25 protein-coding genes and 2 pseudogenes are annotated in these 26,513 nt (G+C 71.3%); 8 read left to right on the plus strand and 19 right to left on the minus strand.

Going from position 1 to position 26,513, the window contains the following annotated elements; all coding sequences use genetic code 11:
- Positions 1–233: 233 nt before the first annotated feature.
- The 3 genes from ACWD4J_RS13095 to ACWD4J_RS13105 form a co-directional block, all read right to left on the minus strand.
- On the minus strand, positions 234–497 hold the full coding sequence (locus ACWD4J_RS13095) for a helix-turn-helix transcriptional regulator (RefSeq protein ID WP_451395407.1): 264 nt from the start codon (positions 495–497) through the stop codon (positions 234–236).
- Positions 498–806: 309 nt separating this feature from the next.
- On the minus strand, positions 807–1,997 hold the full coding sequence (locus ACWD4J_RS13100; RefSeq protein ID WP_451395408.1) for an acyl-CoA dehydrogenase family protein: 1,191 nt from the start codon (positions 1,995–1,997) through the stop codon (positions 807–809).
- 149 nt (positions 1,998–2,146) lie between these two features.
- Positions 2,147–3,064 (minus strand): four-helix bundle copper-binding protein, encoded by a 918-nt coding sequence (locus ACWD4J_RS13105; RefSeq protein WP_451395409.1) that lies wholly within the window; start codon positions 3,062–3,064, stop codon positions 2,147–2,149.
- A gap of 217 nt (positions 3,065–3,281) precedes the next feature.
- On the opposite strand from ACWD4J_RS13105, the gene ACWD4J_RS13110 reads away from it, so the two are divergent.
- A complete protein-coding gene (locus ACWD4J_RS13110; protein ID WP_451395410.1) occupies positions 3,282–3,971 on the plus strand; it encodes a dienelactone hydrolase family protein in 690 nt (229 codons plus the stop codon).
- Between the two features lie 21 nt (positions 3,972–3,992).
- Complete coding sequence (locus ACWD4J_RS13115; protein ID WP_451395411.1) at positions 3,993–4,634, plus strand: phosphoribosyltransferase; 642 nt, start codon at positions 3,993–3,995, stop codon at positions 4,632–4,634.
- A 163-nt stretch (positions 4,635–4,797) separates the two neighbouring features.
- Here the strand turns inward: ACWD4J_RS13115 and ACWD4J_RS13120 are convergent, their stop codons facing one another.
- The 7 genes and pseudogenes from ACWD4J_RS13120 to ACWD4J_RS13150 form a co-directional block, all read right to left on the minus strand.
- Entirely contained in the window at positions 4,798–5,250 is a 453-nt protein-coding gene (locus tag ACWD4J_RS13120) for a YbhB/YbcL family Raf kinase inhibitor-like protein (protein ID WP_451395412.1), read from the minus strand.
- Between the two features lie 40 nt (positions 5,251–5,290).
- Complete coding sequence (locus tag ACWD4J_RS13125) at positions 5,291–5,614, minus strand: DUF6479 family protein (RefSeq protein WP_451395413.1); 324 nt, start codon at positions 5,612–5,614, stop codon at positions 5,291–5,293.
- Between the two features lie 143 nt (positions 5,615–5,757).
- Positions 5,758–6,807 (minus strand): NrfD/PsrC family molybdoenzyme membrane anchor subunit, encoded by a 1,050-nt coding sequence (nrfD, locus tag ACWD4J_RS13130; RefSeq protein ID WP_451395414.1) that lies wholly within the window; start codon positions 6,805–6,807, stop codon positions 5,758–5,760.
- Positions 6,807–7,055: pseudogene (locus tag ACWD4J_RS13135) on the minus strand (4Fe-4S dicluster domain-containing protein); the annotation flags it as partial. The gene nrfD and the pseudogene ACWD4J_RS13135, both read right to left, overlap by 1 nt.
- A gap of 100 nt (positions 7,056–7,155) precedes the next feature.
- Complete coding sequence (locus tag ACWD4J_RS13140) at positions 7,156–7,923, minus strand: cupin (protein ID WP_451395415.1); 768 nt, start codon at positions 7,921–7,923, stop codon at positions 7,156–7,158.
- Positions 7,917–8,855: a DUF6807 domain-containing protein gene (locus ACWD4J_RS13145; protein ID WP_451395416.1), complete on the minus strand. Its 939-nt coding sequence runs from the start codon at positions 8,853–8,855 to the stop codon at positions 7,917–7,919. Before ACWD4J_RS13145 ends, ACWD4J_RS13140 begins: the two co-directional genes overlap by 7 nt.
- Entirely contained in the window at positions 8,852–9,961 is a 1,110-nt protein-coding gene (locus tag ACWD4J_RS13150) for a Gfo/Idh/MocA family protein (protein WP_451395417.1), read from the minus strand. Before ACWD4J_RS13150 ends, ACWD4J_RS13145 begins: the two co-directional genes overlap by 4 nt.
- Positions 9,962–10,435: 474 nt before the next feature.
- Between ACWD4J_RS13150 and ACWD4J_RS13155 the strand changes: the two genes are divergently transcribed.
- A complete protein-coding gene (locus tag ACWD4J_RS13155; protein WP_451395418.1) occupies positions 10,436–11,779 on the plus strand; it encodes an amidase in 1,344 nt (447 codons plus the stop codon).
- Between the two features lie 49 nt (positions 11,780–11,828).
- Here ACWD4J_RS13155 and ACWD4J_RS13160 read toward each other — a convergent pair whose 3' ends face one another.
- Together ACWD4J_RS13160 and ACWD4J_RS13165 are read right to left on the minus strand one after the other, a co-directional pair.
- Entirely contained in the window at positions 11,829–12,353 is a 525-nt protein-coding gene (locus ACWD4J_RS13160; protein WP_451395419.1) for an N-acetyltransferase family protein, read from the minus strand.
- Between the two features lie 148 nt (positions 12,354–12,501).
- On the minus strand, positions 12,502–12,675 hold the full coding sequence (locus tag ACWD4J_RS13165; RefSeq protein ID WP_451395420.1) for a hypothetical protein: 174 nt from the start codon (positions 12,673–12,675) through the stop codon (positions 12,502–12,504).
- Positions 12,676–13,188: 513 nt separating this feature from the next.
- Between ACWD4J_RS13165 and ACWD4J_RS13170 the strand changes: the two genes are divergently transcribed.
- The gene (locus tag ACWD4J_RS13170; RefSeq protein WP_451395528.1) at positions 13,189–13,785 is read left to right on the plus strand and encodes an HD domain-containing protein; all 597 of its coding nucleotides are present in this window, start codon (positions 13,189–13,191) and stop codon (positions 13,783–13,785) included.
- A 57-nt stretch (positions 13,786–13,842) separates the two neighbouring features.
- Here the strand turns inward: ACWD4J_RS13170 and ACWD4J_RS13175 are convergent, their stop codons facing one another.
- The 4 genes from ACWD4J_RS13175 to glgA form a co-directional block, all read right to left on the minus strand.
- Positions 13,843–15,312, minus strand: a complete 1,470-nt coding sequence (locus ACWD4J_RS13175; protein ID WP_451395421.1) for an SDR family NAD(P)-dependent oxidoreductase — start codon at positions 15,310–15,312, stop codon at positions 13,843–13,845.
- Positions 15,313–15,394: 82 nt separating this feature from the next.
- Entirely contained in the window at positions 15,395–16,777 is a 1,383-nt protein-coding gene (locus tag ACWD4J_RS13180) for a wax ester/triacylglycerol synthase family O-acyltransferase (protein ID WP_451395422.1), read from the minus strand.
- A gap of 215 nt (positions 16,778–16,992) precedes the next feature.
- Complete coding sequence (gene glgC / locus ACWD4J_RS13185; RefSeq protein ID WP_451395423.1) at positions 16,993–18,210, minus strand: glucose-1-phosphate adenylyltransferase; 1,218 nt, start codon at positions 18,208–18,210, stop codon at positions 16,993–16,995.
- A 35-nt stretch (positions 18,211–18,245) separates the two neighbouring features.
- Positions 18,246–19,400, minus strand: coding sequence for a glycogen synthase (gene glgA, locus ACWD4J_RS13190; RefSeq protein WP_451395529.1), 1,155 nt, complete (start codon positions 19,398–19,400; stop codon positions 18,246–18,248).
- Between the two features lie 398 nt (positions 19,401–19,798).
- On the opposite strand from glgA, the gene ACWD4J_RS13195 reads away from it, so the two are divergent.
- On the plus strand, positions 19,799–20,902 hold the full coding sequence (locus ACWD4J_RS13195) for a DMT family transporter (protein ID WP_451395424.1): 1,104 nt from the start codon (positions 19,799–19,801) through the stop codon (positions 20,900–20,902).
- On the opposite strand, the gene ACWD4J_RS13200 is transcribed toward ACWD4J_RS13195, so the two are convergent.
- Positions 20,892–22,097 carry a transglycosylase family protein gene (locus ACWD4J_RS13200; protein WP_451395425.1) on the minus strand — a complete coding sequence of 402 codons (1,206 nt, stop codon included), beginning with the start codon at positions 22,095–22,097 and terminating at the stop codon, positions 20,892–20,894. The two genes, ACWD4J_RS13195 and ACWD4J_RS13200, sit on opposite strands and share 11 nt — an antisense overlap.
- A gap of 332 nt (positions 22,098–22,429) precedes the next feature.
- Here ACWD4J_RS13200 and gndA point away from each other — a divergent pair, with 332 nt between their 5' ends.
- Entirely contained in the window at positions 22,430–23,869 is a 1,440-nt protein-coding gene (gene gndA, locus ACWD4J_RS13205; RefSeq protein ID WP_451395426.1) for an NADP-dependent phosphogluconate dehydrogenase, read from the plus strand.
- Between the two features lie 485 nt (positions 23,870–24,354).
- On the opposite strand, the gene ACWD4J_RS13210 is transcribed toward gndA, so the two are convergent.
- Both ACWD4J_RS13210 and panD read right to left on the minus strand, forming a co-directional pair.
- A complete protein-coding gene (locus ACWD4J_RS13210) occupies positions 24,355–24,699 on the minus strand; it encodes a GNAT family N-acetyltransferase (RefSeq protein WP_451395427.1) in 345 nt (114 codons plus the stop codon).
- A gap of 45 nt (positions 24,700–24,744) precedes the next feature.
- The gene (panD, locus tag ACWD4J_RS13215; RefSeq protein ID WP_451395428.1) at positions 24,745–25,170 is read right to left on the minus strand and encodes an aspartate 1-decarboxylase; all 426 of its coding nucleotides are present in this window, start codon (positions 25,168–25,170) and stop codon (positions 24,745–24,747) included.
- Positions 25,171–25,638: 468 nt separating this feature from the next.
- Between panD and ACWD4J_RS13220 the strand changes: the two genes are divergently transcribed.
- Positions 25,639–25,761: a hypothetical protein gene (locus tag ACWD4J_RS13220; RefSeq protein ID WP_451395429.1), complete on the plus strand. Its 123-nt coding sequence runs from the start codon at positions 25,639–25,641 to the stop codon at positions 25,759–25,761.
- A pseudogene (locus ACWD4J_RS13225) lies at positions 25,719–26,511 on the plus strand (IS256 family transposase); the annotation flags it as partial. The gene ACWD4J_RS13220 and the pseudogene ACWD4J_RS13225, both read left to right, overlap by 43 nt.
- Positions 26,512–26,513 lie beyond the last annotated feature (2 nt).

A 26,513-nucleotide genomic window follows, 5' to 3' on the forward strand; every position in this document is an offset into this window, starting at 1 on the left:
CTATCGGGAAGGGGCCGGCTGAGCCAAGGGCGCCAGCAAACCCTCCTAACCAGCTTCAGTCCGCCTTCGGACGTCGGGCAGAGCCAGGGGTCCGTCCACGGCGTGTCAAAGAGCCAGAAGTCCTCTTCGGGAAGACGCAGTTCCTCGGCTGTACTCCGGGGCGGCAATCAGCCGCCGTGGCGGCCCTCGAATCGTCTGTTCGGGTGGTTGGTCTTGCTCCGTCCTGGCGGCTGTCACTCACTGGTCCGCCCAGGAGGTTCGTGACCGTGACACAGAGCGCCGAAGAGCTCGTCGAGCGGGGTACTCAAGGCATGAGCAAGGGCGTGCCACGTCTTTGGGGTGCCGATGGTGCGACCCTGCTCGATCTCGATAAGCGTCCTTCTGGCCAGGCCGCTCTGGGCCGCGAGCTCGTCGTAAGTCCACCCCCGCGCGGCCCTCAGCCGGGCGAGTTCCGGGCGCAGAGCCTCGAAATCCGGGTCGGGCGGGAAGATCGTCACCCGACTATCCGACGGTGCAGACACCTACCCTGTCAGTGCAGACCTCTGCCCTGTCTGTGCCCGCAGTCAGCGCACGGAGGGGCAGAGGTCTGTACTACCGTGTGCCGCCGACCCCAGCCCGACGGGGGCCGGCGCGGGAAACGTACCGACAGCCGCATGAACCTCGGTTCTGCCTACACCCGCGAACGATCAGACGCGGCACGACGACCTGCATCGAAGTGACGCGCCGTCACCTCTTAGAACGCATGGCGATCTTGGTGCCAACTATGAATCCTAAGTCCCAACTAAAAGTCCTCGTCACACTCCCGGTTAACGGCGGACGCGTGGCATCCCCAGACCGATCCAGGAGATGATCTCGCGCTGGATCTCGTTGTTGCCGCCGCCGAAGGTGAAGATCACGGCGGAGCGGTAGCCGCGCTCCAGTTCGCCGTGGAGGACGGCGCCCGCGGAGCCCTCCTTCAGGGCTCCGGCCGCGCCTACGACCTCCATCAGCGATGCGTACGCGTCGCGGCGCGCCTCGGAGCCGTAGACCTTGACTGCGGAGGCGTCCTGCGGGGTGAGTTTGCCCTCCTGCACGGCGTTGACCATCTGCCAGTTCATGAGTTTCATCGCGTCCAGCCTGGTGTGCGTCCGGGCGAGGCCCCGGCGCACCCAGCCGAGGTCGATCACGCGGCGGCCGTCGGCGAGCTTGGTGTCCATGGCCCAGCGCTGCACGTCGTGCAGTGCGCGGATCGCCATGGTGCCGTGTGCGGCGAGGGTGACACGCTCGTGGTTGAGCTGGTTGGTGATGAGCCGCCAGCCCTTGTTCTCGTCGCCGACGCGGCGGGAGACGGGCACTTGGATGTTCTCGTAGTAGCTGGCCGTGGTGTCGTGCGAGGCGAGGGTGTTGATGACGGTGCACGAGTAGCCGGGGTCGGTCGTCGGCACCAGGAGAATGGTGATGCCCTTGTGCGGCGGCGCGTCGCGATCGGTGCGGACGGCGAGCCAGACCCAGTCGGCGGTGTCGCCGTTGGTGGTCCAGATCTTCTGGCCGTCGACCGTGTAGTGGCCGGTGGCCTCGTCGCCCTCGCGGACGGCCCGTGTCTTCAGGGCGGCCAGGTCGGTCCCGGCTTCGGGTTCGCTGTAGCCGATCGCGAAATCGATCTCGCCCGAGAGGATCTCCGGCAGGAAGTACGCCTTCTGCTCGTCGGTGCCGAACTGCATGATCGTCGGGCCGACCGTGTTGAGCGCCATCAGGGGCAGCGGTACGCCCGCCTGAGCGGCCTCGTCGAAGAAGATGAACTGCTCCATGGGCGTGAGGCCGCGGCCGCCGTACTCCTTCGGCCAGCCGACGCCGAGCCAGCCGTCCGCGCCGAGGCGGCGGACGGTTTCGCGGTAGAACCGCTTCTGGGCCGCAGGTTCGGCGTACCGGGCATGAGCGGTGTCGGGCACCAGCCCGGTGAAGTATGCGCGCAGTTCGGCACGCAACCGCTGCTGCTCGGGCGTGTATTCGAGGTGCACGGCGCCTCCTGGACCCCTGGCTCGCCGACCCGGACCTGACGGCGCACACAGTAGAACTCGTTCCAGAAATAGGGAATGGGCGCGGCGTTCCGCAACGGAACGACCTGAGCCCGCAGGAGGCTCACGCCCGGGCGCGATGGTGTGACGGTTCAGCCGAGGGTCGTCAGGAACTCCGCGCAGGCGCGCGCACAGCGGCGGCAGGCTTCGGCGCAGTTCTCCGCCCCCGCGTGGCGGTCGAGCAGCTGGGCGCAGTCCAGGGTGACCGACCGGCACATCTCGAGCTGGAAGCGCAGCTCGTACTCGTCCTGGCGCGCGTCCTCGGAGAGCGTGCGGCAGGTCTCGTCGCACACCGTCGCGCACGACATGGCCCTGCGGCGCAGCTCGTCCGCGCCCGGGTCGTCGACGGCATCAGGTTCGGCGCCGGTCTCCGGACCCGCGCTCGTCAGGCTGGCCTGCAGCGCGCACAGGCGTGCGCATTCGGTGCAGGCCTGCGCGCAGGCGAAGCGATCCTCGAGAAAGCGGACGAGGTCCTGCCGGCTGACGGCCTGGTCCCCGCGCGGGCCTGGCCTGCCTGGACCTGCCCCGGCGGCGGCCTGGTCCCGACCCGAACCAGCACCAGCACCAGCACCGGCACCGGCACCGGCACCAGCACCAGCACCAGCACCAGCACCAGCACCAGCACCAGCACGGTCCCGGCTCCCTCCGGCAGCTTCATCCCGGCGGTCGGCCTGCTCCTGCCGAGCTGTGGCCTCGTCATGCCCGTTGGAACCCGGCCGCCGTGCGACGGCCGGGCCCTGCCGGTCAGCCGCTTCGTCGCGCCCCGGCGAGGCCCCGCCCTGCCCCACGGCGGCCGGGTTCCAACGGGCAGCGGCCTGGATCTGCGGACCCAGGTCTTCATCGGGCTCGACGGCAGCGGGATCCTGCCGGGCCGGAGCGTCAACATGGTCGACCTGCACGTGCCCGCCGTCCGTCGCGTTCCGCCCGGCAGCGTTCTCGGCCCGTCGGGCCGGAGCCTCCTCGTCCCCGATGGCGGGCCGGCTCTGCCGCTGCGTCACCTGGTCCGGCACGGCGCCCCTCCTTTCCATAGACATCTCCCCGTGCGCATCTCCATCACCCCGTAGACATCTCCGCAGACATACGCAAACGCTCCGCGGGCCCACGACGGTGCGGGCCCACGGGTCCCTGGCGGGTAGCCGTGCGCCGCGCGGCCAAACCCGCATAGCCGCCGCACTCGGGGTACTCGACTCGTGCCCGGTATCGGACCCGAGAGCACCGGGAGGTCTCATGCTGTCCACACCCGTGGCTGTGACGAGCGGCGAGGTGTCACTCGCGGGGGACCTGACCGTGCCGGACGACGCCACCGGCATCGTGCTCTTCGCCCATGGCAGCGGCAGCTCCCGCCACAGCCCGCGCAACCAGGCCGTCGCCGCCACGCTACGCGAGGCGGGCCTCGGCACGCTGCTGTTCGATCTGCTGACGCCTGACGAGGAGGCCGAGGACACCATCACCGGCATCCACCGGTTCGACATCGGCCTGCTCGGCCGGCGGCTGAGCGGCGCGGTGGACTGGCTGACGGGCCGGGCCGCCGATCTGCCGCTGGGCCTCTTCGGTGCGAGCACCGGCGCCGCGGCCGCGCTGGTCACCGCCGCCGAGCGGCCCGAATACGTCCATGCCGTGGTCTCCCGCGGCGGCCGTCCCGACCTCGCAGGAGACCGGGCGCTGGAACAGGTCCGGGCGCCCGTCCTGCTGCTCGTGGGCGGGCACGACGAGGTCGTCCTGCAGCTGAATCGCGAAGCACAGGCCAAGCTGCGCGCTCCCAGCCGGCTGCAGGTGATCGAGGGAGCGACCCATCTCTTCGAGGAGCCCGGAACGCTGGACGAGGTCGCCGTCGCCGCCGCGCGCTGGTTCAGCGACATGGGACGGGCGACGGACACGCAGGGCCCGGGTCACGACCGGGGACGCACTCAGCAGTAGCACTCGGAAGGAGTGGAGTACATGCAATTCCGTGACCGGAGGGAGGCCGGCCAGATACTGGCCGAACGACTCCGCGTACTGCAGGAGAAGGGTGCTCTGCCGGAGCCGGTCGTCCTGGCCCTGCCACGCGGCGGCGTCATCGTGGCCGACGAGGTCGCGCGGGCGCTCCAGGCCCCGCTCGATGTGCTGGTCGCCCGGAAGATCGGGGCGCCGTTCCAGCCGGAGCTGGGGGTGGGAGCCATCGCGGACGACGACGCGCCGCTCTTCGACAAGCGAACGCTGGACCAGCTCGGCCTGACCGAGGCGGAGCTGGCCCCCGTGGTCGCGCGCGAGCGCGAGGAGCTGCGCCGGCGCGAGGAGCTGTACCGCCAGGGCAGGCCCGCCCCCGAACTGGAGGGCCACACGGCTGTCGTCGTGGACGACGGGGTCGCCACCGGGGTCACGGCCCGGGCCGCGCTGCGTTCCCTGCACCAGCAGCATCCCGAGCGCATCGCGCTGGCGGTCCCGGTGTGCTCACCGGAGGCGTTCAGCCTCCTGCGCCACGAGGCCGACGACGTGGTGTGTCTGGACCGGCCCAGCCCCTTCACGGCGGTCGGGCTCTGGTACGAGGACTTCGAGCAGGTGACGGACGACGACGTACTGGCGGTGTTGCGGCGGCAGTGACCACGGGAACGGCAGGCGCGGGCCGGCGGACCGCGGCAGCGACGGGAGTGACGGGACACAGCCGTCCCGTCACTCCCGTCGCTGCGGCCGCTTGTCGCTCGGCTCGTCGGTCGGGGGCAACCGGGTGCAGCCGACGACCGGCGCGACCGAGTGCAGCCGGCAGTCAGCGCTGATAGAGGCCGACCAGCGTACCGCTGGCCAGCTGCTCCCGGTCGAGCAGGCCGTGGATGTCGTCTGCGGTCGCGTCGTCGGGGAGCGACACGGGCCCCGGAAGGGCGTACAGCCGGAAGAAGTAGCGATGCGCCTTGTCGCCCGCCGGGGGGTTCGGGCCGCCCCAGCCCCGGCCTCCGTAGCCGTTGCGATGGGCGCGGCTGCCGGGCTTCGTCTCGCCGGTGTCCAGTCCGCCGCTGTGGGGATCGATCCCGGTCACCAGCCAGTGGACGAAGGTCCCGGACGGCGCGTCGGGATCTTCGCACAGCACGGCCAGCTCCGCTGCATCGTCCGGCACTCCGGACCAGGTCAGAGGCGGCGAGACGTCGTCGCCCTCCTTCGCGTACAGCCGCGGGATCACCGCGTGATCCGTGAACGCGGCGCTCTTGAGTTCGATACCAGCCATGCGCCCGGAGTACCCCGGCAAGCGGCACACATGCAGCTGCTCATCCCGTACGGCCGATGCCGCCGCTGCCGAACCCGCCGCTGGAACCTAGGCTCCAGCGCCTGCGGTACTGGGCCGTGCTGCGCTTGTTGGGCGTGCGGCCGAGTTCGTAGGGCATGAGGCGCCCGCGGTCCGTGGGGACCTCGTCCGGCTCGCGTACCTCCCAGAGGTCGAGCGGGCCCTCGTTCTCGGCGGTCCCACGCGGGCCCGCGGCACGACGCCGGTACCTCAGGCCCATCCCGACCGCCCCGGCGACCGCCGCGGCAGTGACGACTCTGGTCGCCACGGGCGTGACCTTGCCGGACATCGGTGTACGAAACGGCATACCACGCACCCCTTTGTCTTTCTTTGTCACCTTCATGCCCAGCTAGTACCCGGCAGTTCGGTCACCACTCAGGTCATGTCCCGCGTCCGTTCCGGCACCCGCCGCGGTCACGGACGCGTCGGTCCGGCCGGGCGGGCGCCCTGTCAGCCCGCGGCCTCCTTGCCCTCCTGCCTCGCCGCCTTCGCCTCCCGCTGCGGGACGACCGTGTACGCAGGGTCCTCGGCCGAGGCGACCCCCGCGGCGCAGAACCCGAAGCGCAGGGCGGCGGAGCCGGCCGGCAGGGCGAGCCCGCCGACGGCGGCAGCGGTTCGGCTGCGGCCGCCGCGCAGCCCCGCGACCGCGGCCCCCGACGCGCTCAGCAGCTCGGCGGTCTGCAGGAGGGCGCCGGCCCGCCCGGCCCGGTACATCTCGGCGGTCAGGCCCAGGCGCCGCTCGGCCGCCCTCCGCACCGCGCTCTCGGCGGCGGCGCCCAGTACCGCCGCGCAGCGGGCCGGGGCGTTCTCCCGGGTCGGGCCGGTCACGAGGGCCATGCCGGCTGCTGCGGCGGTCGCGGACGCACCGAAGAGGTAGGGCAGTTCGCGGTGCGCGCCGTGCCAGGCGGGTACCGCCGTGTCCGCCGCCAGCACCCCGGTGTAGGTGGCGACGGCCGGCCCCAGGAGCGCCGCGGCACCGGTCGCCGCCGCGCCCGCCCGGGGCAGCCGACCGGTCGCGGCGCTGACGGCGGCCGCTCCGGCGGCGGGCCCGTACGCCGCGAGCAGCCAGGAGCCGACACTCATCGGCGAGGTCGGTTTGAACACGCGCAGCATGTTCACGAACCGCTCGGGCTTGCCCAGGTCGTGCACGAGGGCGGTCGCCGAGAGCGAGACGGCCGCGAGGGAGGAGATCTTCATGGCTGTCGCGGTGTTCGTATGGCCGGTGAGGTGGGCCCCGGCGGCCAGGACCGAACCGGCTCCGGCGAGCCCACCCCGGAAGAAGTACCCGCCGATGTCGCGCGGCGCCCAGGCGGGCGCCTTGATGACCGGCCTGCCGTAGTACGAGCCGAACTCGGCCCGGGGCACCATGAGTTCCTCTCCACGCCGACGCCGACCATCGCCCCGTCCGTCGCCCTGGCCGCCGTGCATGGCATCCGCTGCGGCCTCACGTCCGGGCCGTTCACCGCGTACGCCGCCCCGTGTGACGTCGGAACCGCTCATCAGCCCCTCCTCCTCCCCACGCGTCCCGCGAGCGCGGGCAGCGCGAAGGACGCGAGGAAACCGCCCGCGATGGACAGCGCGGCCGCGCCCGCGTACTTCCACATGGCCGGCAGATCGCGCGTGGTGACGACCGGGCCGGGTGGCAGCCCATACACCTCCGGCTCGTCGAGCAACAGGAACACAGCCGCGTCGCCGCCGACCCCGTCGTCCGGCTCGTGGCCGTAGAGCCGCGCGTCCGCCACTCCCGCCAGCGGGTACCCGGCCGAGGCAGGCTCATCCTTCGCCGCACGCGGCCGCGGCGGGTTCGTCCCCGTGCGCGTCGCCCGCGCACGGGGACCCGGCTGCCCGTTATTCGCCGCGGTACGGCAGCGTCGTACCAGGCAGTTCGTACTCGTCTCGGCGACCGCACATGCCGTAGCCGCCGTGCCGGGAGGGACCGGCTGCGTGGGCGTCCGCTTCGGCGAGGTAGGCGGGGTCGCCGGATTCCAGGGCGTCGAGCTGGGCGCCGGTGCGCTCTGCGGCGGCGAGGGCACCGGCCTGCCACAGCTCGCGCCAGGCGGGCACCTTGGCGCGTACGAGCCGGGCCGCGGCCCGCTGGAACTCCAGGTACGGGCCGTTGTCGCCCTTCTCGAGGGCCTCGCGCAGCACGAGATAGCCCTCGACGGCCAGGTCCCGGCGGCGCCGGGCGGCCTCCTCCGCCTCGGGCCCGGTCTTCGCGGGGAGCGCCGCGGCGGCCGCGTACCGCTCCGGGTCGGCGAGCACCTCGGGCGGGAACGTGAAGACCGCGTCCCCGGCCTCCGGCAGGCCGCTGTTCTGCATCAGCACGGTGATCCGCAGCCCCCCGCCCTGCACCATGCGGTGCACGGTGCCCGGCGTGAACCACGCGACGGATCCGGGCTCGAGCGGCGTCTCCCGGTACCCGGCAGGGCTGAGGGTCTGGACCGCTCCCCGGCCGCCCGTGACGACATACGCCTCGGTGCACACGAGGTGCAGATGCGGGCTCCCGCCGCACACACCGTCCGCGGCCTCCCAGTCGTACGCGCTCAGGTGCGACAGCCCCACGGCACCGGGCAACGGGTGCGGAAGCACGGGGTCCACCGGGTGCCCGGTCACCATGGCAGGGCCTCCAGATGCGCGGCGACCCGGTCGCGGTCCCACGCGCCGTCCGCGACGACCACCCGGTAGCGGTAGGTGAAGGACTCGCCGGGCGACAGCGCGAACTCCTCGAAGAACGCCCACGAGAACGCGACCGTCGGGATCGGTTCCGAGCGTACGAACCAGTGCGATTCGTGGATCGCGGTCGACGCGTCGAGGTTCTCCGGCGCATGGGCGAAGACCAGGGTCGAGTGGGCGTCGACGTCGTCGCGTTCGGCGGTGAAGACGAGCCAGGGGCCCTGGGTGCCCATCAGTTTGCCCGCGTCCAGGCCTTCCGCGTGGTGGGGGCCTTCGGGGCCGAAGACGGCGCCGCCGGTGAAGTCGCGGGGGCCTCGCCACTGCAGTCCGGTGTAGCCGGCCATCTCCCGGCCCGCGGTGGTCGGGGAGCCGAAGTGCAGCGGTTCGTCACGGATGTTGGTGAGCTCGATGCTCCAGTCGAGGGCCCAGGCGCCCGCCTGCTCGTCGACCGAGTGGACGATGATGCCGCGCTGCTCGCGGGCCCACTCCTGACCGCTGTGCGCGACCCAGGTGAGGTCCTCGGCGAGGGTGAAGCGGTCGTCCTCCAGCGTGAGGACGGAGAACCCGTCGTGGCGCATCGAGCCGACCCGCTCGTGCAGCTCCTGGTAGCCCTCGCCGTGGATGTAGCTGTTGCCGCCCCAGAAGTTCTGCTCCGACAGATGGCTGGCGGTCATCTGCAGGCCCTTGTGCCAGCGGTGGTCGCTCGGCCGGTAGCCGGTGACCTGGTGGCCGGCGAGGGTGCGCAGCGGGTGGACGTACGGCTTGCGGGACTCGAAGGCGACCGGGTCCGGCCGGTACACGTACCGCAGCAGCTCGACGCCGCCCGCCTCGACCGAGAGGTGCTCGCCCTGGGCGTGGACCAGCTTGATCGTCATCGCGCGGGGCTCCAGTCGGGGTGGTTACCGTGCATGGCCGTGTAGTACGGATCTCCGGGGACGATCTCGCCCGCGTGCACCGGCGACCCCGTGAAGGCCGCCTTGTAGAGGGCCGCGGCGAATTCGAGCGTGCCGCGTGCGTCGGTGCCGCTGCCGGGGGGCCGTACGCCCGCTTCGTAGGCGTCGAGGAAGGCGCCGAGCTGTGCGCCGTGCGAGCTCGGGACGTCCGCCGCGGGCGTGCGCCAGGACTCGGTGCGCTGGGCGGGGATGTGCGGCGCCGCGGTGTAGACCCAGTCGTCGTTGCTGTGGCCGTACAGGTGGGTGAGCTCGACCGTCGCGTTGGCGCAGTCGATACGGATACGGCTCACCTCGTCCGGGGACACGACGCTGTTGACGACGGTGGCGAGGGCGCCGTTCGCGAAACGCACCAGGGCCGTCGAGACGTCCTCGCTCTCGGTGTCGTGGACCAGCCGGGCCGCCATGGCGCGTATCTCGGTCCACTCGCCGAGCAGGTGCAGCAGCAGGTCGTACTGGTGGATGCCGTGACCCATGGTGGGGCCGCCGCCCTCGGTGGCCCAGCGGCCACGCCACGGCACCGCGTAGTACTCGCTGTCGCGGTGCCAGGTGGTCTGGCAGTGGGCGACCAGTGGGGCGCCCAGCTCGCCGCTCGTGATCAGTTCACGGGCGTGCACGGCGCCAGAGCCGTAGCGGTGCTGGAACACCACCGAGGCGTACGCCCCCGAGGCCTGCTCGGCCGCGGCGATCTCGTCGTACTCCTCGAGGGAGAGGCACAGCGGCTTCTCGCACAGCACCCAGGCGCCCGACTTCAGCGCCCCCACCGTCTGCTCGCGGTGCAGGGACGGCGGTGTGCCGATCAGGACGATGTCGGGGCGCTCGGCATCGAGCATGCCGCCGAGCTCGGTGTATCCGGCCACGTCAGCACCCGCGAGGCCGCGGAAGGCTGCAAGCCGGTCGGTGTCGATGTCGACGGCGGCGACCAGTTCGGTCCGGTCGGCGTGCGCCCGTAGCGCTGTCAGATGACTACCGCTGACGATGCCTCCGGTACCGACGACGGCAACGCGGAGGCGACGGGGCTGGGCGGACATGGAGGGGGCTCCTCGAACGGCTCGATCGAATTACGAAAGCGCTTGCTACGGAGGACCCTAGGCACTGAGTGATCGATCACACAAGACCTGTACAGCGATCAACAGGGACGGTTCCCCCTGGTTTCTCCCTGGCACTGCCAGCACGGTTGACCACTTCGATCGCGTCAGGTGACGTTCCGGGAGGTGGCAAAGCCGGCGGGGTTTCCCGCTCAGTGTCGCGCGGCCCGTACCCGACCGGGCGGTGAGTTCTGACACACCCGGGCGGGTGCCGGCTTGCCCGGTGACCAGCTCGAGCGCAGGGCGCAGCCCGCACCGCGCCGGCGCGCGCCCGCTTCCCCTCCCGCCGGCCGACGGCCGTACCGGGGTAGGCCTCTCCCACACCCTCGACGCGGCACCAGCGGCCAGGGCAAAGTGATCTCCGCACCTACGCCGGAGGCGACCCGAGGTGCCCGCCCCCACGCCCGAGGAGCCACCGTGACCACCTGGGTCGGCCGTACCGCCGCCGAGATCGCCGCTGCCGTACGCGGGGGGCGGGTCACCCCGCGCGATGTGGTCGCGGAACACCTCGCGAGGATCGAGCAGCTCGACGGGCGGATCGGCGCGTTCCGTCACGTGCGCGCCAAGGAGGCCCTCGCGGAGGCCGACGAGGTGGGGGCGCGCCCGGATCTGGCGGAACTTCCCCTTGCGGGCGTGCCCGTGGCCGTCAAGGACAACCTCGCGGTACGCGGCGAGGCCACCCGCATCGGCTCCGCCGCCACCGACGAGACACCGGCGGCGAGCGATCATCCCACCGTGGCCCGGCTCCGCGCGGCCGGCGCCGTGGTCGTGGGGCTGACCAACGTGCCGGAGCTGTGCGTCTTCGGCACCACCGAGGGGGTGCACGGCACGGCCCGCAACCCATGGGACCCCACGCGCACGGCGGGCGGTTCGTCGGGCGGCTCCGCGGCCGCCGTCGCCGCGGGCATGGTGCCGCTCGGCCTCGGCAACGACGGCATGGGCTCGCTGCGCATCCCGGCCGCCAACTGCGGCCTCATCGGCCTGAAGCCGGGCCCGGGGACGGTTCCGGCGGGTATCGGCAACGGTGACTGGTTCGGCATGTCCGAGAACGGCCCGTTGGCGACCACGGTGGAGGACGCACGGCTGCTGCTCTCCGTACTCGCGGGAGCCGACCTCACACCCGGCTCCGGGCCGTTCCCGCGCAAGATCGCCGTGTCCGTGCGCAGCCCTCTGTTCGGCGTGCCCGTCACCCGCCCGTACGCTGCCGCCGCTCGGGAGGCCGCCGAGGTGCTGTCCGGCGCGGGCCACCAGGTGCGGCGCACCGACCCGCCCTACCCCTGGTGGCTGGCCACGACCTCGCTGGCGCACTGGACGGCGGGCACCGCCGTGGACGCCCAGGATCTCGACCCTCGGAGGCTGACCCGGCGTACGCGCGTCCATGCGGCGATCGGACGCCGCTGCCTGCCCGCGGTGCTGCACGGCGATCGCCGGGAGCAGCTGCGCAGGCTGCTGGAGCCCTTCTTCGAGGAGCACGACGTGCTGCTCACCCCGGCGCTGGCCCGGCGCGGCCCGGCGGCCGCGGCCTGGCACGAGCGCGGCTGGCTGCGGAACGTGCTGGCCAACACGCGGTACTCACCGCTCACCCCGCCGTGGAACCTGACCGGGTGGCCCGCGATGTCCGTCCCGTTCGGCACGCTTCCGTCCGGCGCACCCTGCGCGGTTCAGCTGGTGGGCCCGCCCGGGTGCGAGCACGATCTGCTGGATCTGGCCGGGCAGCTGGAGGAACTGCGCCCGTGGGCGCGCACGGCACCGTCGGCGTGATCGCCTCAGCCCTGTACGCAGCGTAAGCGCCGTGCGCGCCGGGCCGGCCTCAGAGTGCCCGGTACATGATGTGCAGGCCTACCCGGCCGTACCGTGCGTGCTCGAACGCGTCGGGGACGGTGCCCAGGATGGTGAAGCCGAGGGAGGTCCACAGCCGGACTGCCGGGTTGGTCTCCACGACGGCGTTGAAGACCATGCCGGTGTACCCGTCGGCCCTGGCCTGCTCGAGGACGTGCTCGGCGAGTCGCCGTCCGATGCCCCGGCCCGCATGGTCGGGGTCGACCATGAAGCCCGCGTTGGCGATATGGGCGGCCGGGCCACCGGCGCCGTAGTTGGGTCCGACCGACGCCGACGCGACGATGACGCCGTCCGCGTCCTCGACGACGTGGACGCGCTTGCCCGCACCCATCCACAGAGCGCGGGCCTTCTCCTCGGGGGTGTCGGGGGCCCAGGAGTACGTCTCCCGGGCCTCGACGATCTTCCGCCAGAACGGCCATATCTGCGACCAGTCGCCGTCCTCGCCGCACCCGTCAGCCTCGGCGTGCTTTCCGGATCCCACGTCTCTGATCAGCATGGACACGAGTCTTGCATGGTCGCGTCCATGCTGGTCAACGGGTTTCCGGGACCGTTCCGGCGGCTTGCCGGGCAAGCGCCGAACGCCGGTCGGCGGGCTGCCCGCCGACCGGCGAGGATCGCGTGCGATCAGTGAGTGCGGATGACGCTCAGTCGACGCTCGGCAGGATGTGCGGCTCCGCGAGGTCGTCCTCGTAGCCCGCAAGCCGGATGGGGGCCGACCTGGCCCACACGTCGAGGCTGCCGAGTTCATCGGGTCGGCGGCCCGCGCGCTCCGTACGTTCGTTGGGGCGCTTGTCGCTCTTCGCCTTCTCTGGTGTCACCGCGCACTCCTTCTGTGTCGGGTAACCCCCGGACGCACCGCCGTGGCCCGCCGCTGCCGGGCGCCGACGCCGCCCGATGGGGCCGCAAATTCTGGGCAGTTCGGTCGCGGTGGCGCCGGTTCTGATGGGAATGGGCCGTGGTGGCCGGCTTGTCCCGGGACGGACCATGGGTGTTGGTGGAACCCACTGGAAAAGGCCCGTCACCTCTAGGGTAACCAAATGAGCGGGTGGCCGCTCGATGGGGCCAAAAACAGGCACGACCGTGTCTGATATGCCTGGAATTCATTCAACCACGATCTGATTCTCACCCAACTGCGCCCGATCCGCTTGCTCATCGCCGAGTCGGTGAAAACCGCCCGGATCGCTCGTGCGGCATGCTCATGCGGACATCGAGGGCGCACCGTTAAGGCGCCGTTGGCTGCCTCGACAGACGGCCGTGCTGTGCTGACCGTACCGGCAGTCCGGAACCCGTGGGAGGAATCGCGCATGGAGCGGATGAAGAGCACGGAGGACATCGAACTGCGCAGCGTCGAGGAGCTGATGGACGTCCTGTACGCCTGCCGCGGCACATGGGACGCCCCCGACCGCACCGGTGATCCGGTCGATCTCCACGACCATGCGCTGCAGACCGCCGCGCTGCTGCGCCGCTCCCACCCCAGCGACAAGGAACTCCAGGTGGCAGGCCTGGTGCACGACATCGGGTACCTGCTGCGTCCGGGCGATGAGGCCGGACACGCGGATCACGCGGCGGATGCGGTACGGCCGCTGCTCGGTCACCGAGTGTCCCGCCTCGTACGCCTCCATGTGCCGGCCAAGCGCTATCTGGCGGCCACAGACCCGTGGCACGGCCTGTCGCCGCAGAGCGCTCACACGCTGCAGCTGCAGGGCGGCGCGATGACGCCCGCCGAGGCGGAGGCGTTCGAGCGCGACCCGATGGCCGAGGACGCGGTCACGCTGCGGCAGGCGGACGACGCCGCGAAGGTCGTCGGGCTCGACGCAGGGATCATGGAGGACTGGCGGGCGGTGCTGGAACTGGTGGCGGCGGCCCAGGGCTTCCGGCCCGGAGAAGCGGCCCTTCCGGCCAACTCCGCCGCCGCTCCCTGGTGCTGACGGCCAGTCAGACTCCCTGAGCGGCCGCCGCCGCCCTGGGCGCCTCCGCGGACGTGGTCACCACTTCCCGGGCGCGTAGTCCTTCAGGAAGACGCCGTACAGGTCCTCGCCCGTCTCGCCGCGCACGATCGGGTCGTACACGCGCGCCGCACCGTCGATGAGGTCGAGCGGGGCGTGGAAGCCCGCCTCGGCGAGGCGGACCTTGTCGGGGTGCGGGCGCTCGTCGGTGATCCAGCCGGTGTCCACCGCGGTCATCAGGATGCGGTCGGTGTCGAACATCTCCTTGGCGCTGGTGCGCGTCAGCATGTTCAGCGCGGCCTTGGCCATGTTGGTGTGCGGGTGGCCCGCGCCCTTGTAGCCGCGGGCGAAGACGCCCTCCATGGCGGAGACGTTCACGATGTACGCACGGCCGCCGTTGGTGCGGGCCGCCGCTGCCATCGCCGGGCGGAGCCGGCTGATCAGGATGAACGGCGCCGTGGAGTTGCAGAGCTGGACCTCGAGCAGCTCGACCGGGGTGACCTCCTCGACGGTCTGGACCCAGCTGTTGGTGTCGTGCAGGTCGGGCACCAGGCCGCCCGCGTCGATCGCCGTGCCGGCCGCGATGCGCTCCAGGGACGCGGAGCCGGAGACGAGCGCGAGGCCGGTGACGTCCTCCGCGGTGAGCGCTCCTGCCCCGGCCGCAGGCAGCGCGGCCACGGCGCCGGAGCCGAAGGTGCCGATCACCTCGGCGGCGGGCAGGGCGCCTGCGGGCATCGGCGCGGACTCGGCGGCCACGAGTTCGCTGTAGGCCTGGGGAGAGCGGCGTACGGTTTGCGCGGCGTTGTTGATCAGGATGTCGAGCGGGCCCTCGGCGGCGACGGAGTCGGCCAGCGCGACCACCTGCGCCGGGTCTCGCAGGTCGATGCCGACGATCTTCAGCCGCTGGATCCACTCGTCGCTGTCCGGCATCGCCTTGAAGCGGCGGATCGCGTCGTTCGGGAAGCGCGTGGTGATCGTGGTGTGCGCGCCGTCGCGCAGCAGCCGCAGCGCGATGTACATGCCGATCTTGGCGCGGCCGCCGGTGAGCAGGGCCCGCTTGCCTGTGAGGTCGGCGCGGGCGTCGCGGCGGGCCCGGTTCTCGGCGGCGCACGTCTGGCAGAGCTGGTGGTAGAAGACGTCGACCTCGACGTACCGGGTCTTGCAGATGTAGCAGGACCGCGGGCGCTGGAGTATGCCCGCGATCTCGCCCTTCGCGGTGGAGGAGGGCAGGATGCCCTGCGTCTCGTCGTCGATCCGCTCCGCCGAGCCGGTCGCCGTGGCTTCCGTCACGGCCTTGTCATGTGCGGTCTTGGCAGCCCGCCGCTCCTGGCGGCGGCGCTGCTTCACCATGCGGAAGATGCCGGAGGTGGCACGCCGCACCGCGATCGCGTCGGGGTGGTCTACCTCCAGCTTGTCGAGCTCCTCGAGCACGGACAGACAGACAGCGAGACGTTCTGGGTCGATGCCGGGACCGAACTCCTGGTCCTGGCTGTCCTGTGTCACCGTCATCGCTGTCTGTCCTCGTTTTGCTCGCACCCTGACGTTCCAAGAGGCGAACTTTACGTAGGCACGCGTGTTCCCACCAAACCGGTCAGTCCACGGCGACCCTCCTGCGCGCCTCGGCCTCGGCGAGTTCGGCCAGTTCCGCCACCTCGTCCCGCAGGGCCTGGGCGAGCCGGTCCAGGTCGGGCACGGCGACCGCGTCGGCCACCAGCCCGTAGTGCACCTGGCTGCGGTACGTCGACACGGCGACCGCGAGGGACTGGCCGCGGGCCAGCGGCGCCAGCGGATAGACCTCGGCGAGCGGGCAGCCGCCGAGCTTCAGGCCGAGGCTGGGCAGCGGCACGCTGGTGACGAGGATGTCGAACCACAATCGGGCCGCCTGTCCGACGACCGGTCCGCCCAGCTTGTGGCCGAGCGCCGGCACGTGGTCGGCGAGCAGAGCGACGGCGCCCGCGCCCCGGTTCGGGCCGGCGTCCTTGTTGCGGTCCATGGCCGTACGCACGGTCCGCAGCCGCTCGAGCGGGTCCGGATCGGCGACCGGAAGCCGTATCAGGTACCCGGAGAGCCGGTTGCCCTGCGGGTACGCGGTGCGCGGCCTGCGCCGGGAGACGGGGATGAGCGCACGAGGTTCCACGCCCTCGCTGCCGTCGCCGCGCTCGTCCAGCCAGCGGCGCAGCGCTCCGGCGACGACGGCGATCAGCACGTCGTTGACGGTGCCGCCGGCCGCCTTGCGCACACGGTGCACGTCGTCGATCTCGAGGGCGACCCCGGCGGTGCGCCGGGTGCCGCTGGCACGCGAGGTGAGCGCGGGAGAGGAGCGCACGGCCAAGCCGGCGCGGGCCACCGAGGCGCCGATGTCGAGCGCCTGGGTGACATCGGCGACTGCCTCCCTCAGCAGCCCGGGCAGTCTGCGCGGGGTCAGGTCGCCGAGGGTGATCGGGCGCACGCCAGGCAGCGGCAGCCGGAGGCCGCGCGGGGGCTCCTCCGCCGGGCGCGGTCTGGCGGGTGGCAGGTCGACGGGGTCCATCACGGCCGCCGCGAGTGTCAGGGCGCGCAGCCCGTCGGCGAGGGCGTGGTGGAACTTGAACAGCACGGCGAACGACCCGCCGTCGGCGGCGGGCAGGACGTGCGCCTCCCACGGGGGCCGGGACCGGTCCAGCGGGCGCTCCATCAGGGCACCGGCGGCCGCGTGGAAGTCCCGTACGGGCCCGGTGAGGCGGACGTGGTCGAGCGGGTCGAAGCCGGGGTCGGGGACACGGGCCGCCCCGCCGACCGGCAGCAGGACGTCGCGGATTCGCATCCGCAGGCCGGGGACGGCGGCGGCACGGGTGGCCAGGAGTTCGGCCGCGTGCTGGGCGGCGGTGGGCGAGTCGGCCGTGAACACGCCGACGGCACCGAGGTGCATCGGGTGCTGCGCGGACTCGATGTTCCAGAACGCCAGGTCGAGTGGTGCAAGCAGATCAGGAGTCAAGGGCTTGCCTCGCGTGGACGACGGGGAAGCTGCAGTCAATCGCCGACAAGCGATTACAGTCAAGTACGATCAAGCTACGCTCAGTTAACGGCAGATTAAGACCCGCCGCAGCGGGAGTGGTGTGACGTATGGGACCCATGACATGCATATCGGCCGCGAGCCGTGGGATCTCCACGATTCGCGGCCGACCGGCCTACGAAGTCCCGCTCCCGGGGTTACAACACCTGCTGTCCCTTCCCCAGAGCGATGACACCTCCCTTGGAGACGGTGTACAGCTCCTGGTCGCGCTGAGCGTTGACCCCGATGGCCGCGCCTGCCGGAACGTCGACGTTCTTGTCGAGCACGGCCCCGCGTACGACAGCACCGCGCCCCACGTGGACGTTGTCGTGCAGCACCGAGCCCTGGACGACGGCGCCCTCCTCCACGACCACGCCCGGCGACAGCACGGACCGGGTCACCTGGCCGCGGATGACGCAGCCGGAGCTGACGATCGACTCGCTCGCGATGCCGCCCGCGACGAACTTGGCGGGCGCCAGCTGGCCCGAGTGCGTGTAGATGGGCCACTGCCGGTTGTCGAGGTTGAACACCGGCCGGTCGGCGATCAGGTCCATGTGCGCTTCGTAGTACGCGTCGAGGGTCCCGACGTCGCGCCAGTAACCGTGGTCGCGCGGCGTCTCGCCCGGCACGTGGTTGCCGTCGAAGTCGTAGACGTGGGCGACGCCCTGTTCGGTGAGCATCGGAATGATGGAGCCGCCCATGTCGTGCACGGAGTTCTCGTCCTCCGCGTCCTGCTGGAGCGCGTCGATGAGGGTCTTCGTGGTGAAGATGTAGTTGCCCATGGAGGCGAACACCTTGTCCGGGGCGTCCGGCAGGCCGGGCGGGTCGGCGGGCTTCTCCAGGAAGTTCTCCACGCGCAGGCCGTCCTGGGCCGGCTGGATGACCCCGAAGGCCGAGGCCTCGGAGCGCGGCACCCGGATGCCCGCGACGGTGACTCCGGCACCGCTCTCGATGTGCTGGGTCAGCATCTGCCGCGGGTCCATGCGGTACACGTGGTCGGCGCCGAAGACCACGATGTAGTCCGGCTGCTCGTCGTAGACCAGGTTCAGGGACTGCAGGATGGCGTCCGCGCTGCCCAGGTACCAGCGGGGGCCGAGCCGCTGCTGGGCGGGTACCGGGGTGACGTAGTTGCCGAGGAGGCTCGACATCCGCCAGGTCGTCGTGATGTGCCGGTCCAGCGAGTGCGACTTGTACTGCGTCAGGACGCAGATGCGCATCATTCCGCCGTTGACCAGGTTGGAGAGCACGAAGTCGACGAGTCTGTACGTACCTCCGAACGTGACCGCCGGCTTGGCACGGTCTGCGGTCAACGGCATAAGCCGTTTTCCCTCGCCGCCTGCCAGGACGATTCCCAGCACATTGGGTCCACCGCGCATCGCGCCCCCTCTGCCGCCCACGCCGTCGCCGGCGCTTATACCGTTTTCTCGTACACCTCGACCGTGCGCCGGGCCACCGTGTCCCAGCCGAACTCGCGCACGGCCCGCTCTCGCCCGGCCTCGCCCATGCGGGCCGCTTCTCCGGCATCCCCGACGAGCCGGTTCAGGGCCTCTGCTAGACCCTGTTCAAAACGTTCCTGCTCGGTCGCCGCGTACGACACAAGGAGACCGCTCGTACCGTCCGCGACGACCTCGGGTATACCCCCGACCGCCGACGCCACGACGGCCGTGCCGCACGCCATCGCCTCCAGGTTCACGATGCCCAGCGGCTCGTACACCGAGGGGCATACGAAGGCACGGGCGTGCGTGAGGAGTTGGACGACCTCGTCGCGCGGCAGCATCTCGGGGATCCAGAACACCCCGTCCCGCAGCGGCTTCAGCTCGTCCACCAGGGCGCGGAACTCCTGGCCGATCGCCGGGGTGTCGGGGGCGCCCGCGCACAGCACGAGCTGGGCGGCGGGATCGAGCCGGCGCGCGGCGCGCAGCAGATGGGGCACGCCCTTCTGGCGCGTGATGCGGCCGACGAAGAGCACGAACGGCCGGTCCGGGTCGATGCCGATCCGCTCCAGGACGTCCGTGCCGTGGTCCGGGCGGTACAGCTCGGAGTCGATGCCGTTGTGGACCACGTGGACCTTTGCCGGGTCCAGGGCCGGGTAGCAGGTGAGGATGTCCTCGCGCATGGCGCCGGAGACGGCGATCACGGCGTCCGCGGCCTCGATCGCGGTGCGTTCGGCCCAGCTCGACAGCGCGTATCCGCCGCCGAGCTGCTCGGCCTTCCAGGGGCGCAGGGGCTCCAGCGAGTGCGAGGTCACCACATGCGGAACGCCGTACAGCAGCTTGGCGAAATGTCCGGCCAGGTTGGCGTACCACGTGTGCGAGTGCACGAGGTCGCGGCCCTCGAGCGCGGCCGCCATCGACAGGTCCACCGAGAAGGTGCGCAGAGCGTCGTTGGCCGTGTCCAGGACAGGCCACGGACGGTGGCGGTGGACTCCGTCGGCGGCGCCCTCACCCCAGCAGTGCACCTGCAGGTCGGTGAGAGCCCTCAGCTCGCGGGCGAGGAACTCCACATGGACCCCGGCGCCGCCGTAGACGTCAGGCGGATACTCCCGGGTGATCAGCCCCACTTTCACGCTGAACCCCCAGTCCTCGGCCGGCTCCTCCTTCATGGTCACCCACTTGGGGCTGTTGCGGAAGAGCGCAACGGAGCCTGTTCGCCGCTGGAGCCGCCCGCAGCGGCGCCCCGGATCCGGCAGTGCCGGGCGAGGACACGAGCGTGCTGCGTCGACGCCGGGACGGACGGGGTGGTGAGGCACCACAGCAGTAGAGCAAGCGGCGACAGGCACGTCGCCTGTCACGAGCGGGCCCGCCGTCCGTGTCACCCACCCAGGGGAGGACCCGTGACCATTCGTACTCCATCGGCAGTACGACGCAATGCCTGCCCAGGGACGACGACGTGAACGATCTCGGACGGCATCGTGGATGGCATGACCGACGACCGTGTGCCGCACCCCGAGCCGAGGAGCGCCCCATGAGTGCCCTCGCGCTGTCCGTGCTCCTCTCCCTCGTCTCCGCCGTCGCCTATGCCGGCGGAGCGATCGTGCAGGAGCGGGTCGCAGCGGGCACGCCGGACCAGCCGTACGCGCCGATGCGCAGCCCGGGCTGGTGGGCGGCGGTCGCTCTCAGCGGCATCGGCGGCCTGCTGCACGTGGTCGCGCTCGCCTACGGCCCGCTGAGCCTCGTACAGCCCCTGGGGGCGCTGACGATCGTCTTCGCGCTGCCCATGGCCGCCCTGTTCGTGCGGCGCCGCGCCGGGGCCACGGCCTGGCGCGGCGCCATCATGGCGACCGTGGGCCTCGCGGGCCTGCTGTCGCTGACCGGTACGGCCGGGTCGCACTCGCTGGACGGCGCACAGCGGCTCGTCGTGGCGCTGGCCACCGCGGGCGGGATCGCGGCGCTGATGGCCGCGGCACGCGCAGCGCACCGGCACCCTGCGGTACGCAGCGCGCTGCTCGCCGGCGCTGCGGGTGTCGCGTTCGGCGTCTCCTCGGTGTTCACGAAGACGGTCGCGGTGGACTGGACGAACGCCTCACCGACCGCGGAACTGCCGAGCCTGCTGGTGATAGCCGTGCTGGCGGCGGCGGGGATGCTGCTGTCGCAGGCCTCCTACCGAGGTGCGGGGCTCGCCGCGCCGCTGGCCACCCTCACCGTCGTCAACCCGGTCGTCGCGGCCGCGGTCGGCATAACGATGTTCGGCGAGTCCTTCCGCTACGGCACGACGGGCACGGTGGTGGCCCTGGGCTGCGGCGTCGTCGCGGCGGGCGGACTGATCCTGCTCACGACGGAGCGGATCACCAGCGACGCCGAGCGCCAGAGCGACGCGACGAGGCCGGTGGCGGCCGGAGGGCCGGTGGTCTCCGCCGACCCGGCGGTGCCTGCCGAGCCGGTGGTGCCCGCCGAGCCGGTGGTCTCCGTCCAGCCGCCGGTCAGCTCCCAGTCGGTGGTCGGCGCCGAGCCCCTGGCAGAGTCGCTGCCCGCCGTTCCGGTGCTGCCGGGACTTCCGAAGGTGCCGATCGTGCCGTCGCCCGCCACCATCCCCGTCTCGGCGGCGATCCCGATGTCGCTCAGATCCTGACGCCACCGGCCCGCAGATAGGCGAGCGGGTCTATGTCGGAGCCGAAACCGGGCCCGGTCCGCACCTCGAAGTGCAGATGCGGGCCCGTGCTGTTGCCCGTGGAGCCGGAGCGCGCTATCCGCTGGCCGCTCACCACGTTCTGCCCGGCCTTCACGTTGAGCGCCGACAGATGCGCGTACTGGCTGTACTTGCCGTCGGCGTGCCGGATCACCACCTGGTAGCCGTAGGCGCCGCCCCAGCCGGCGGACACGACACGGCCGGCCGCGACGGCCTCCACGGACGTCCCCGTGGGCACGGGGAAGTCGACCCCCGTGTGGTAGCCCTTCGACCAGGAACCGCCGGCAGCGCGGTACGGGGTGCTGGGCGAGGCGGACACGGGCGCGGCGAGCCGGTGCGTCTCGTGCGTCGTGCCGGTCCCGGCGCTCGTGCCGCCGCCACGCGACGACCGTGAGGCCGTCGCGGACTCACGGTCGTCGGAGTCCTTGCTCTTGTCCTGCTTGATCTCGTCCTGCTTGTCGGAGACGTGCGCGTCCTCCGCACCTGATGTGGCCGAAACCCGTAGGGCGAGCCGCTGTCCGGGGATGATCAGATCCGGGTCGGATCCGACGGTCCTGCGGTTCGTCGCGAACAGCCGCTGCCAGCCGCCCCGCACATGCCGCGCCTCGGCGATCCCGGAGAGGGTGTCGCCGCGGACCACGGTGTACATCTCGGCCGTTCCGGCCCTCGACTGCGGTGTGGTCTCCGGTCTGACGTCCTTGACGTCGCGTTTCCTGTCGCTCTCCGCGCTGCTCGCCGTGCCGGTGCCGGAGGTGTCCCCGGCCCGGCTGAGGCCCGCGCGCACCGAGCAGACCGGCCAGGCGTCCGGCCCCTGCCCCTTGAGCACCTTCTCCGCGACGGCGATCTGCTGCTGCTCGGTGGCCTGGTCGGCGCGCGGCGCGTACGCCCTGCCGCCGTAGGCCTCCCACGTGGACTGGCTGAACTGGAGTCCGCCGTAGTAGCCGTTGCCGGTGTTGACGGCCCAGTCGCTGCTCGACTCGCAGGCCGCGACCTTGTTCCAGGTGTCCACGTCGGCGGCGTGCGCCGCGCCGGTGCCGATCAGCGGGATCGCCATTCCGGCGCCACCCGCGGTGACGGTGAGCGAAGCGCGGTTGATCCGGTTCGGCTGGTGACGGCGGTGGCGACCGCGTACGGCCATGGGAAGCCCCCCTCGCTTCTCACTGCGACGTACGAGGGCCGTCCCGCACCCCCGCGGCATCAGGAGCCGCAAAAATAGACGCCGGGAACACGCCATGACAAGGTGGCAACCAGCCGCTCAAATCACCTTGCGCCACAGCCAGTTATCCGGAACATCCAGCTCCACCGAACGGCCCGGCAGCACCCGGCGTATGGCCGGACGGCGGGCCGAACGAAATTGGTCTGCGCAGCCTTTCCGCCCTTGGCGGCACGGTGTCGTCCCGGGAAGAAAGCAAGCCACGGAGCCATACTGGCCGTCACGACCGGAATTCCCGATTCCAGGAGCTACAGGCAATGAGCACTTCAGCCCAGATCGGCGTCACCGGGCTCGCAGTCATGGGGCGCAATCTCGCCCGCAATTTCGCGCGGAACGGCTACACGGTCGCCGTGCACAACCGCACCTTTTCCAGGACGCAGGCCTTCATGAACGAGTTCGGGGGCGAGGGGGACTTCGTCGCCGCCGAATCGGCCAAGGAGTTCGTCGCCGCCCTCGAGCGTCCACGCCGTCTGATGATCATGGTGAAGGCGGGCGGCCCCACCGACGCGGTGATCCATGAGTTCGCCCCGCTCCTGGAGTCCGGCGACGTGATCATCGACGGCGGCAACGCACACTTCGAGGACACCAGGCGCCGCGAGAAGGACCTGCGCGACCGCGGCATCCACTTCGTCGGCACCGGTGTCTCCGGCGGCGAGGAGGGCGCGCTGCACGGGCCGAGCATCATGCCGGGCGGCTCCGTGGAGTCGTACGCCTCGCTCGGTCCGATGCTGGAGAAGATCGCCGCGAAGGCCCCGGACGGTGCGCCCTGCGTGACGCACGTCGGCCCGGACGGTGCCGGACACTTCGTGAAAATGGTGCACAACGGCATCGAGTACGCGGACATGCAGCTGATCGCGGAGGCGTACCAGCTGCTGCGGGACGTGGCGGGCTACTCCCCCGCGCAGATCGCCGACATCTTCCGCACCTGGAACCAGGGCCGCCTCGACTCGTATCTGATCGAGATCACGGCAGAGGTCCTGTCGCACAAGGACGTCATGACGGACAAGCCGTTCGTGGACGTGGTGCAGGACCAGGCCGAACAGAAGGGCACCGGCCGCTGGACCGTGCAGATCGCGCTCGACCTGGGTGTGCCGGTGTCGGGCATCGCCGAGGCGGTGTTCGCGCGGTCGCTGTCCGGCCACACCGACCTGCGGAAGGCGGCACGCGGAATGCCGGGCCCGAAGCCGCAGCCGCTGGACAGGACCGAGGCGGGGCGGTTCGCCGACCAGGTCGAGCAGGCGCTGTACGCGTCGAAGATCGTGTCGTACACGCAGGGCTTCCACGAGATGGCGGCGGGCAGCCAGGAGTACGGCTGGGACATCGACCTCGGCGCGATCGCCTCGATCTGGCGCGGCGGCTGCATCATCCGCGCGGCGTTCCTGGACCGCATCCGGACCGCGTACGACGCCCGTCCCGACCTGCCGAGCCTCCTCGCCGACCACGGCTTCGCGCGGGAGATCGGCAAGGCGCAGGACGACTGGCGCGCGGTGCTGGTCGCGGCGACGCAGCAGGGCGTTCCGGCGCCCGGCTTCTCGGCGGCGCTCGCGTACTACGACGCCCTGCGCGCCGAACGTCTGCCGGCCGCGCTCACGCAGGCCCAGCGTGACTTCTTCGGCGCGCACACCTACCGGCGTACCGACCGTGAGGGTTCCTTCCACACGCGATGGGGCGGGGACAGGTCCGAGGTCCCGGCGTAGGCCTCAGCCGGGCCAGGAGACGGGCCCGGGCTCCGGGTTCGGTACCGGGTCGGGTCCTGGCGGTTTGGGGATCGGCGACGGGGGCGGCCCTGGCACGGGGTCGGGTTGCGGGCCGGGTCCAGGACCCGGACCTGGGCCGGGCCCTGGACCCGGTCCGGGCCCGGGCGCCGGGTCCGGGCCCGGATGGGGCTCAGGACTCGGCGCCGGGTCCGGGTCGGGGACGGGGCCGGGCGGCGGATCGGGGTGCCCGGGGCCTGGTGTCGGGCCAGGCCGGACCGGGTCTGGGAACGGATGGGTCATGGCGGGCCTCCAGCCGGTCGACACGGCGCCTTACTGGACTTGTCCCCCGCGTACCCTGCGGTTTGCCGCCCACTCACTCCCTCGAAGGACGTGCTGCGTCCGCTGGGCCCACCGCTGGACCCCCGCAGGCGCACCCCGATCCGACGAACGTCGACACCGGGGGCGACGGCGACACCCCGAGGGCGTCACCACCGCTCCGGATGCGCCGTGGCATACCGCTTCGCGGCCTGGATCAGCTCCGGCGCGGCCGCGGGCGCCTCGTCGCGATGGCGTTCGGCCCACTTGGTGACGTACGGGCACAGCGGTGCGACCGGGACGCCCTGGCGCCGCGCGATGGCGTACAGCTCCCGGGCGAGCGACCCGGCGATGCCCTGCCCCTCGTGGGCGGGGTCCACGATCGTGTGCACCGGTACGAGGGCGCGCCGGGGCGACTCCAGTTCCAGATAAAGGATGTGGCCCACGACGTCACCACCCTCATACGCCTCGAGCCGACCCTGCGAACGATCGTCACGGATCTCGATGTCACTCATCGGCTCTCCGTAAGTTGTCAGGCGGCCCGGGAGGGCCGGATATGGCTAGGCCTGGGCGGCCACGGCCTGCGGGCTGCGCTGCGTCCCGCTGCCGGGCACCGGCGCCGAAGGGTCCGCGCCGAGCGCCACCATCCGGTTGCCCTCGTCCACGTGCACGACACGCGGCCGCAGCGCACGGGCTTCGGCGTCGTCGACCTGGGCGTAGCTGATGATGATCACCAGATCGCCGGGGTGCACCAGATGGGCCGCCGCACCGTTGATCCCGATGACGCCTGAGCCGCGCTCCCCTTCTATGACGTACGTCTCGAGCCGGGCGCCGTTGGTGATGTCGACGATGTGCACGAGTTCGCCGGGGAGGAGGTCGGCGGCGTCCAGGAGGTCGGCGTCGATGGTGACGGACCCGACGTAGTGCAGGTCGGCCTGGGTCACCGTGGCGCGATGGATCTTGGACTTGAACATAGTACGCAACATCTGGGCACTCCGGAAGCTAGGCTCCCTGCCTGCGTTATTGCAGGTCAAGGGCTGTTTCTTCACCCTACAACTAGTCGCACGTACAGGCAGCGTTCGCAGGGTTTTTCAGGACTCATGCTGACCTGATGCCGACTTTCCTGACGCGCCGCCAGGCCAGTTATCGGCCGCCGACGCACTCACTGCACCCGCTGCCACGACGAGCACGGCAAGCCTACGCGAGGGCCTTCCGAGAGCTCTGTGACAACCGCCACTCCAGTACGCCGGGCTGATGGGACCACGCGAAGGTGTTGCCGAACATCCGCGGCAAGAGCGCCGCCTACCGACGAGACGAGGGCAGACCCACCCGCCCGGACAGCCCACCCATTGGTGCAGGAGGAGGCGAAGTGGCTGCGGATCATTGCTGCTCGCTTGATCGCGGGGCGGGGAGTGTCTAATCAACGGATCTGACGATCATGGAAGCGATGTGAGATGACCGAATCCGCCGTTGAGCCCGAGGACTGTGACCAGCTCGCCGTCGTATCGAGCGCGGTGAGTGACGAGCAGTTGATCGCGATGCTGGTCGACCGCGCCCTTCGGACGGGCTGCAGCTGACCGGGGAGGGCGGGCTGCTGCAGCAGCTGACCAAGCGGGTGCTGGAGTCCGCTCTGGAGGGCGAGATCACCGATCACGTCGGTTATGAGAAGCACGACGCGACGGGCAGGAACAGCGGCAACAGCCGGAACGGCACCCGTTCGAAGACCGTGCTGACCGACGTCGGCCCGGTGGAAGTGAAGGTGCCCCGCGATACCGCCGGCACCTTTGAGCCGCCGATCGTCAAGAAGCGACAGCCCCGCCTGACCGGTGTCGATGGGATGGTGCTCTCGCTGTCCGCGAAGGGACTCACCCACGGGGAAATATCCGCGCACCTGGCCGAGGTGTACGGGGCGGAAGTCTCCAGGCAGACCATCACCACGATCACGGACAAGGTGATGGAGGGCATGGCTGAATGGCAGTCACGTCCGCTCGACCGCGTCTACCCCGTGGTCTTCGTGGACGCCGTCAACGTGAAGATCCGCGACGGCCACGTCGCCAACCGCCCCATCTGCATAGCCATGGCCGTCGCCGTCGAAGGCACCCGCGACATCCTCGGCATCTGGGCCGGCGACGGCGGCGAAGGTGCCAAGCACTGGCTCCACGTCTTCCGAGCTCAAGAACCGCGGCGTCGAGGACGTCCTCATGATCGTCTGCGATGGGCTGAAGGGCCTGCCCGACACGGTCGAGACCGTCTGGCCCCGCACGATCGTGCAGACCTGCATTGTCCACTTGATCCGCAACAGCATCCGCTACGTCGCGCGACAGGAGGC

The organism is Streptomyces sp. NPDC002577, from assembly GCF_053594815.1.

What these genes read in the sequence shown, in the direction of transcription:
- ACWD4J_RS13110 (WP_451395410.1), top strand. Translation starts at nt 3,282, where the DNA reads ATGCTGTCCACACCCGTGGCTGTGACGAGCGGCGAGGTGTCACTCGCG.
- ACWD4J_RS13115 (WP_451395411.1), top strand. Translation starts at nt 3,993, where the DNA reads ATGCAATTCCGTGACCGGAGGGAGGCCGGCCAGATACTGGCCGAACGA.
- ACWD4J_RS13120 (WP_451395412.1), bottom strand. Translation starts at nt 5,250, where the DNA reads ATGGCTGGTATCGAACTCAAGAGCGCCGCGTTCACGGATCACGCGGTG.
- ACWD4J_RS13125 (WP_451395413.1), bottom strand. Translation starts at nt 5,614, where the DNA reads ATGCCGTTTCGTACACCGATGTCCGGCAAGGTCACGCCCGTGGCGACC.
- nrfD (WP_451395414.1), bottom strand. Translation starts at nt 6,807, where the DNA reads ATGAGCGGTTCCGACGTCACACGGGGCGGCGTACGCGGTGAACGGCCC.
- ACWD4J_RS13140 (WP_451395415.1), bottom strand. Translation starts at nt 7,923, where the DNA reads ATGGTGACCGGGCACCCGGTGGACCCCGTGCTTCCGCACCCGTTGCCC.
- ACWD4J_RS13145 (WP_451395416.1), bottom strand. Translation starts at nt 8,855, where the DNA reads ATGACGATCAAGCTGGTCCACGCCCAGGGCGAGCACCTCTCGGTCGAG.
- ACWD4J_RS13150 (WP_451395417.1), bottom strand. Translation starts at nt 9,961, where the DNA reads ATGTCCGCCCAGCCCCGTCGCCTCCGCGTTGCCGTCGTCGGTACCGGA.
- ACWD4J_RS13160 (WP_451395419.1), bottom strand. Translation starts at nt 12,353, where the DNA reads ATGCTGATCAGAGACGTGGGATCCGGAAAGCACGCCGAGGCTGACGGG.
- ACWD4J_RS13175 (WP_451395421.1), bottom strand. Translation starts at nt 15,312, where the DNA reads ATGACGGTGACACAGGACAGCCAGGACCAGGAGTTCGGTCCCGGCATC.
- glgC (WP_451395423.1), bottom strand. Translation starts at nt 18,210, where the DNA reads ATGCGCGGTGGACCCAATGTGCTGGGAATCGTCCTGGCAGGCGGCGAG.
- ACWD4J_RS13195 (WP_451395424.1), top strand. Translation starts at nt 19,799, where the DNA reads ATGAGTGCCCTCGCGCTGTCCGTGCTCCTCTCCCTCGTCTCCGCCGTC.
- ACWD4J_RS13200 (WP_451395425.1), bottom strand. Translation starts at nt 22,097, where the DNA reads ATGGCCGTACGCGGTCGCCACCGCCGTCACCAGCCGAACCGGATCAAC.
- gndA (WP_451395426.1), top strand. Translation starts at nt 22,430, where the DNA reads ATGAGCACTTCAGCCCAGATCGGCGTCACCGGGCTCGCAGTCATGGGG.
- ACWD4J_RS13210 (WP_451395427.1), bottom strand. Translation starts at nt 24,699, where the DNA reads ATGAGTGACATCGAGATCCGTGACGATCGTTCGCAGGGTCGGCTCGAG.
- panD (WP_451395428.1), bottom strand. Translation starts at nt 25,170, where the DNA reads ATGTTGCGTACTATGTTCAAGTCCAAGATCCATCGCGCCACGGTGACC.
- ACWD4J_RS13220 (WP_451395429.1), top strand. Translation starts at nt 25,639, where the DNA reads ATGACCGAATCCGCCGTTGAGCCCGAGGACTGTGACCAGCTCGCCGTC.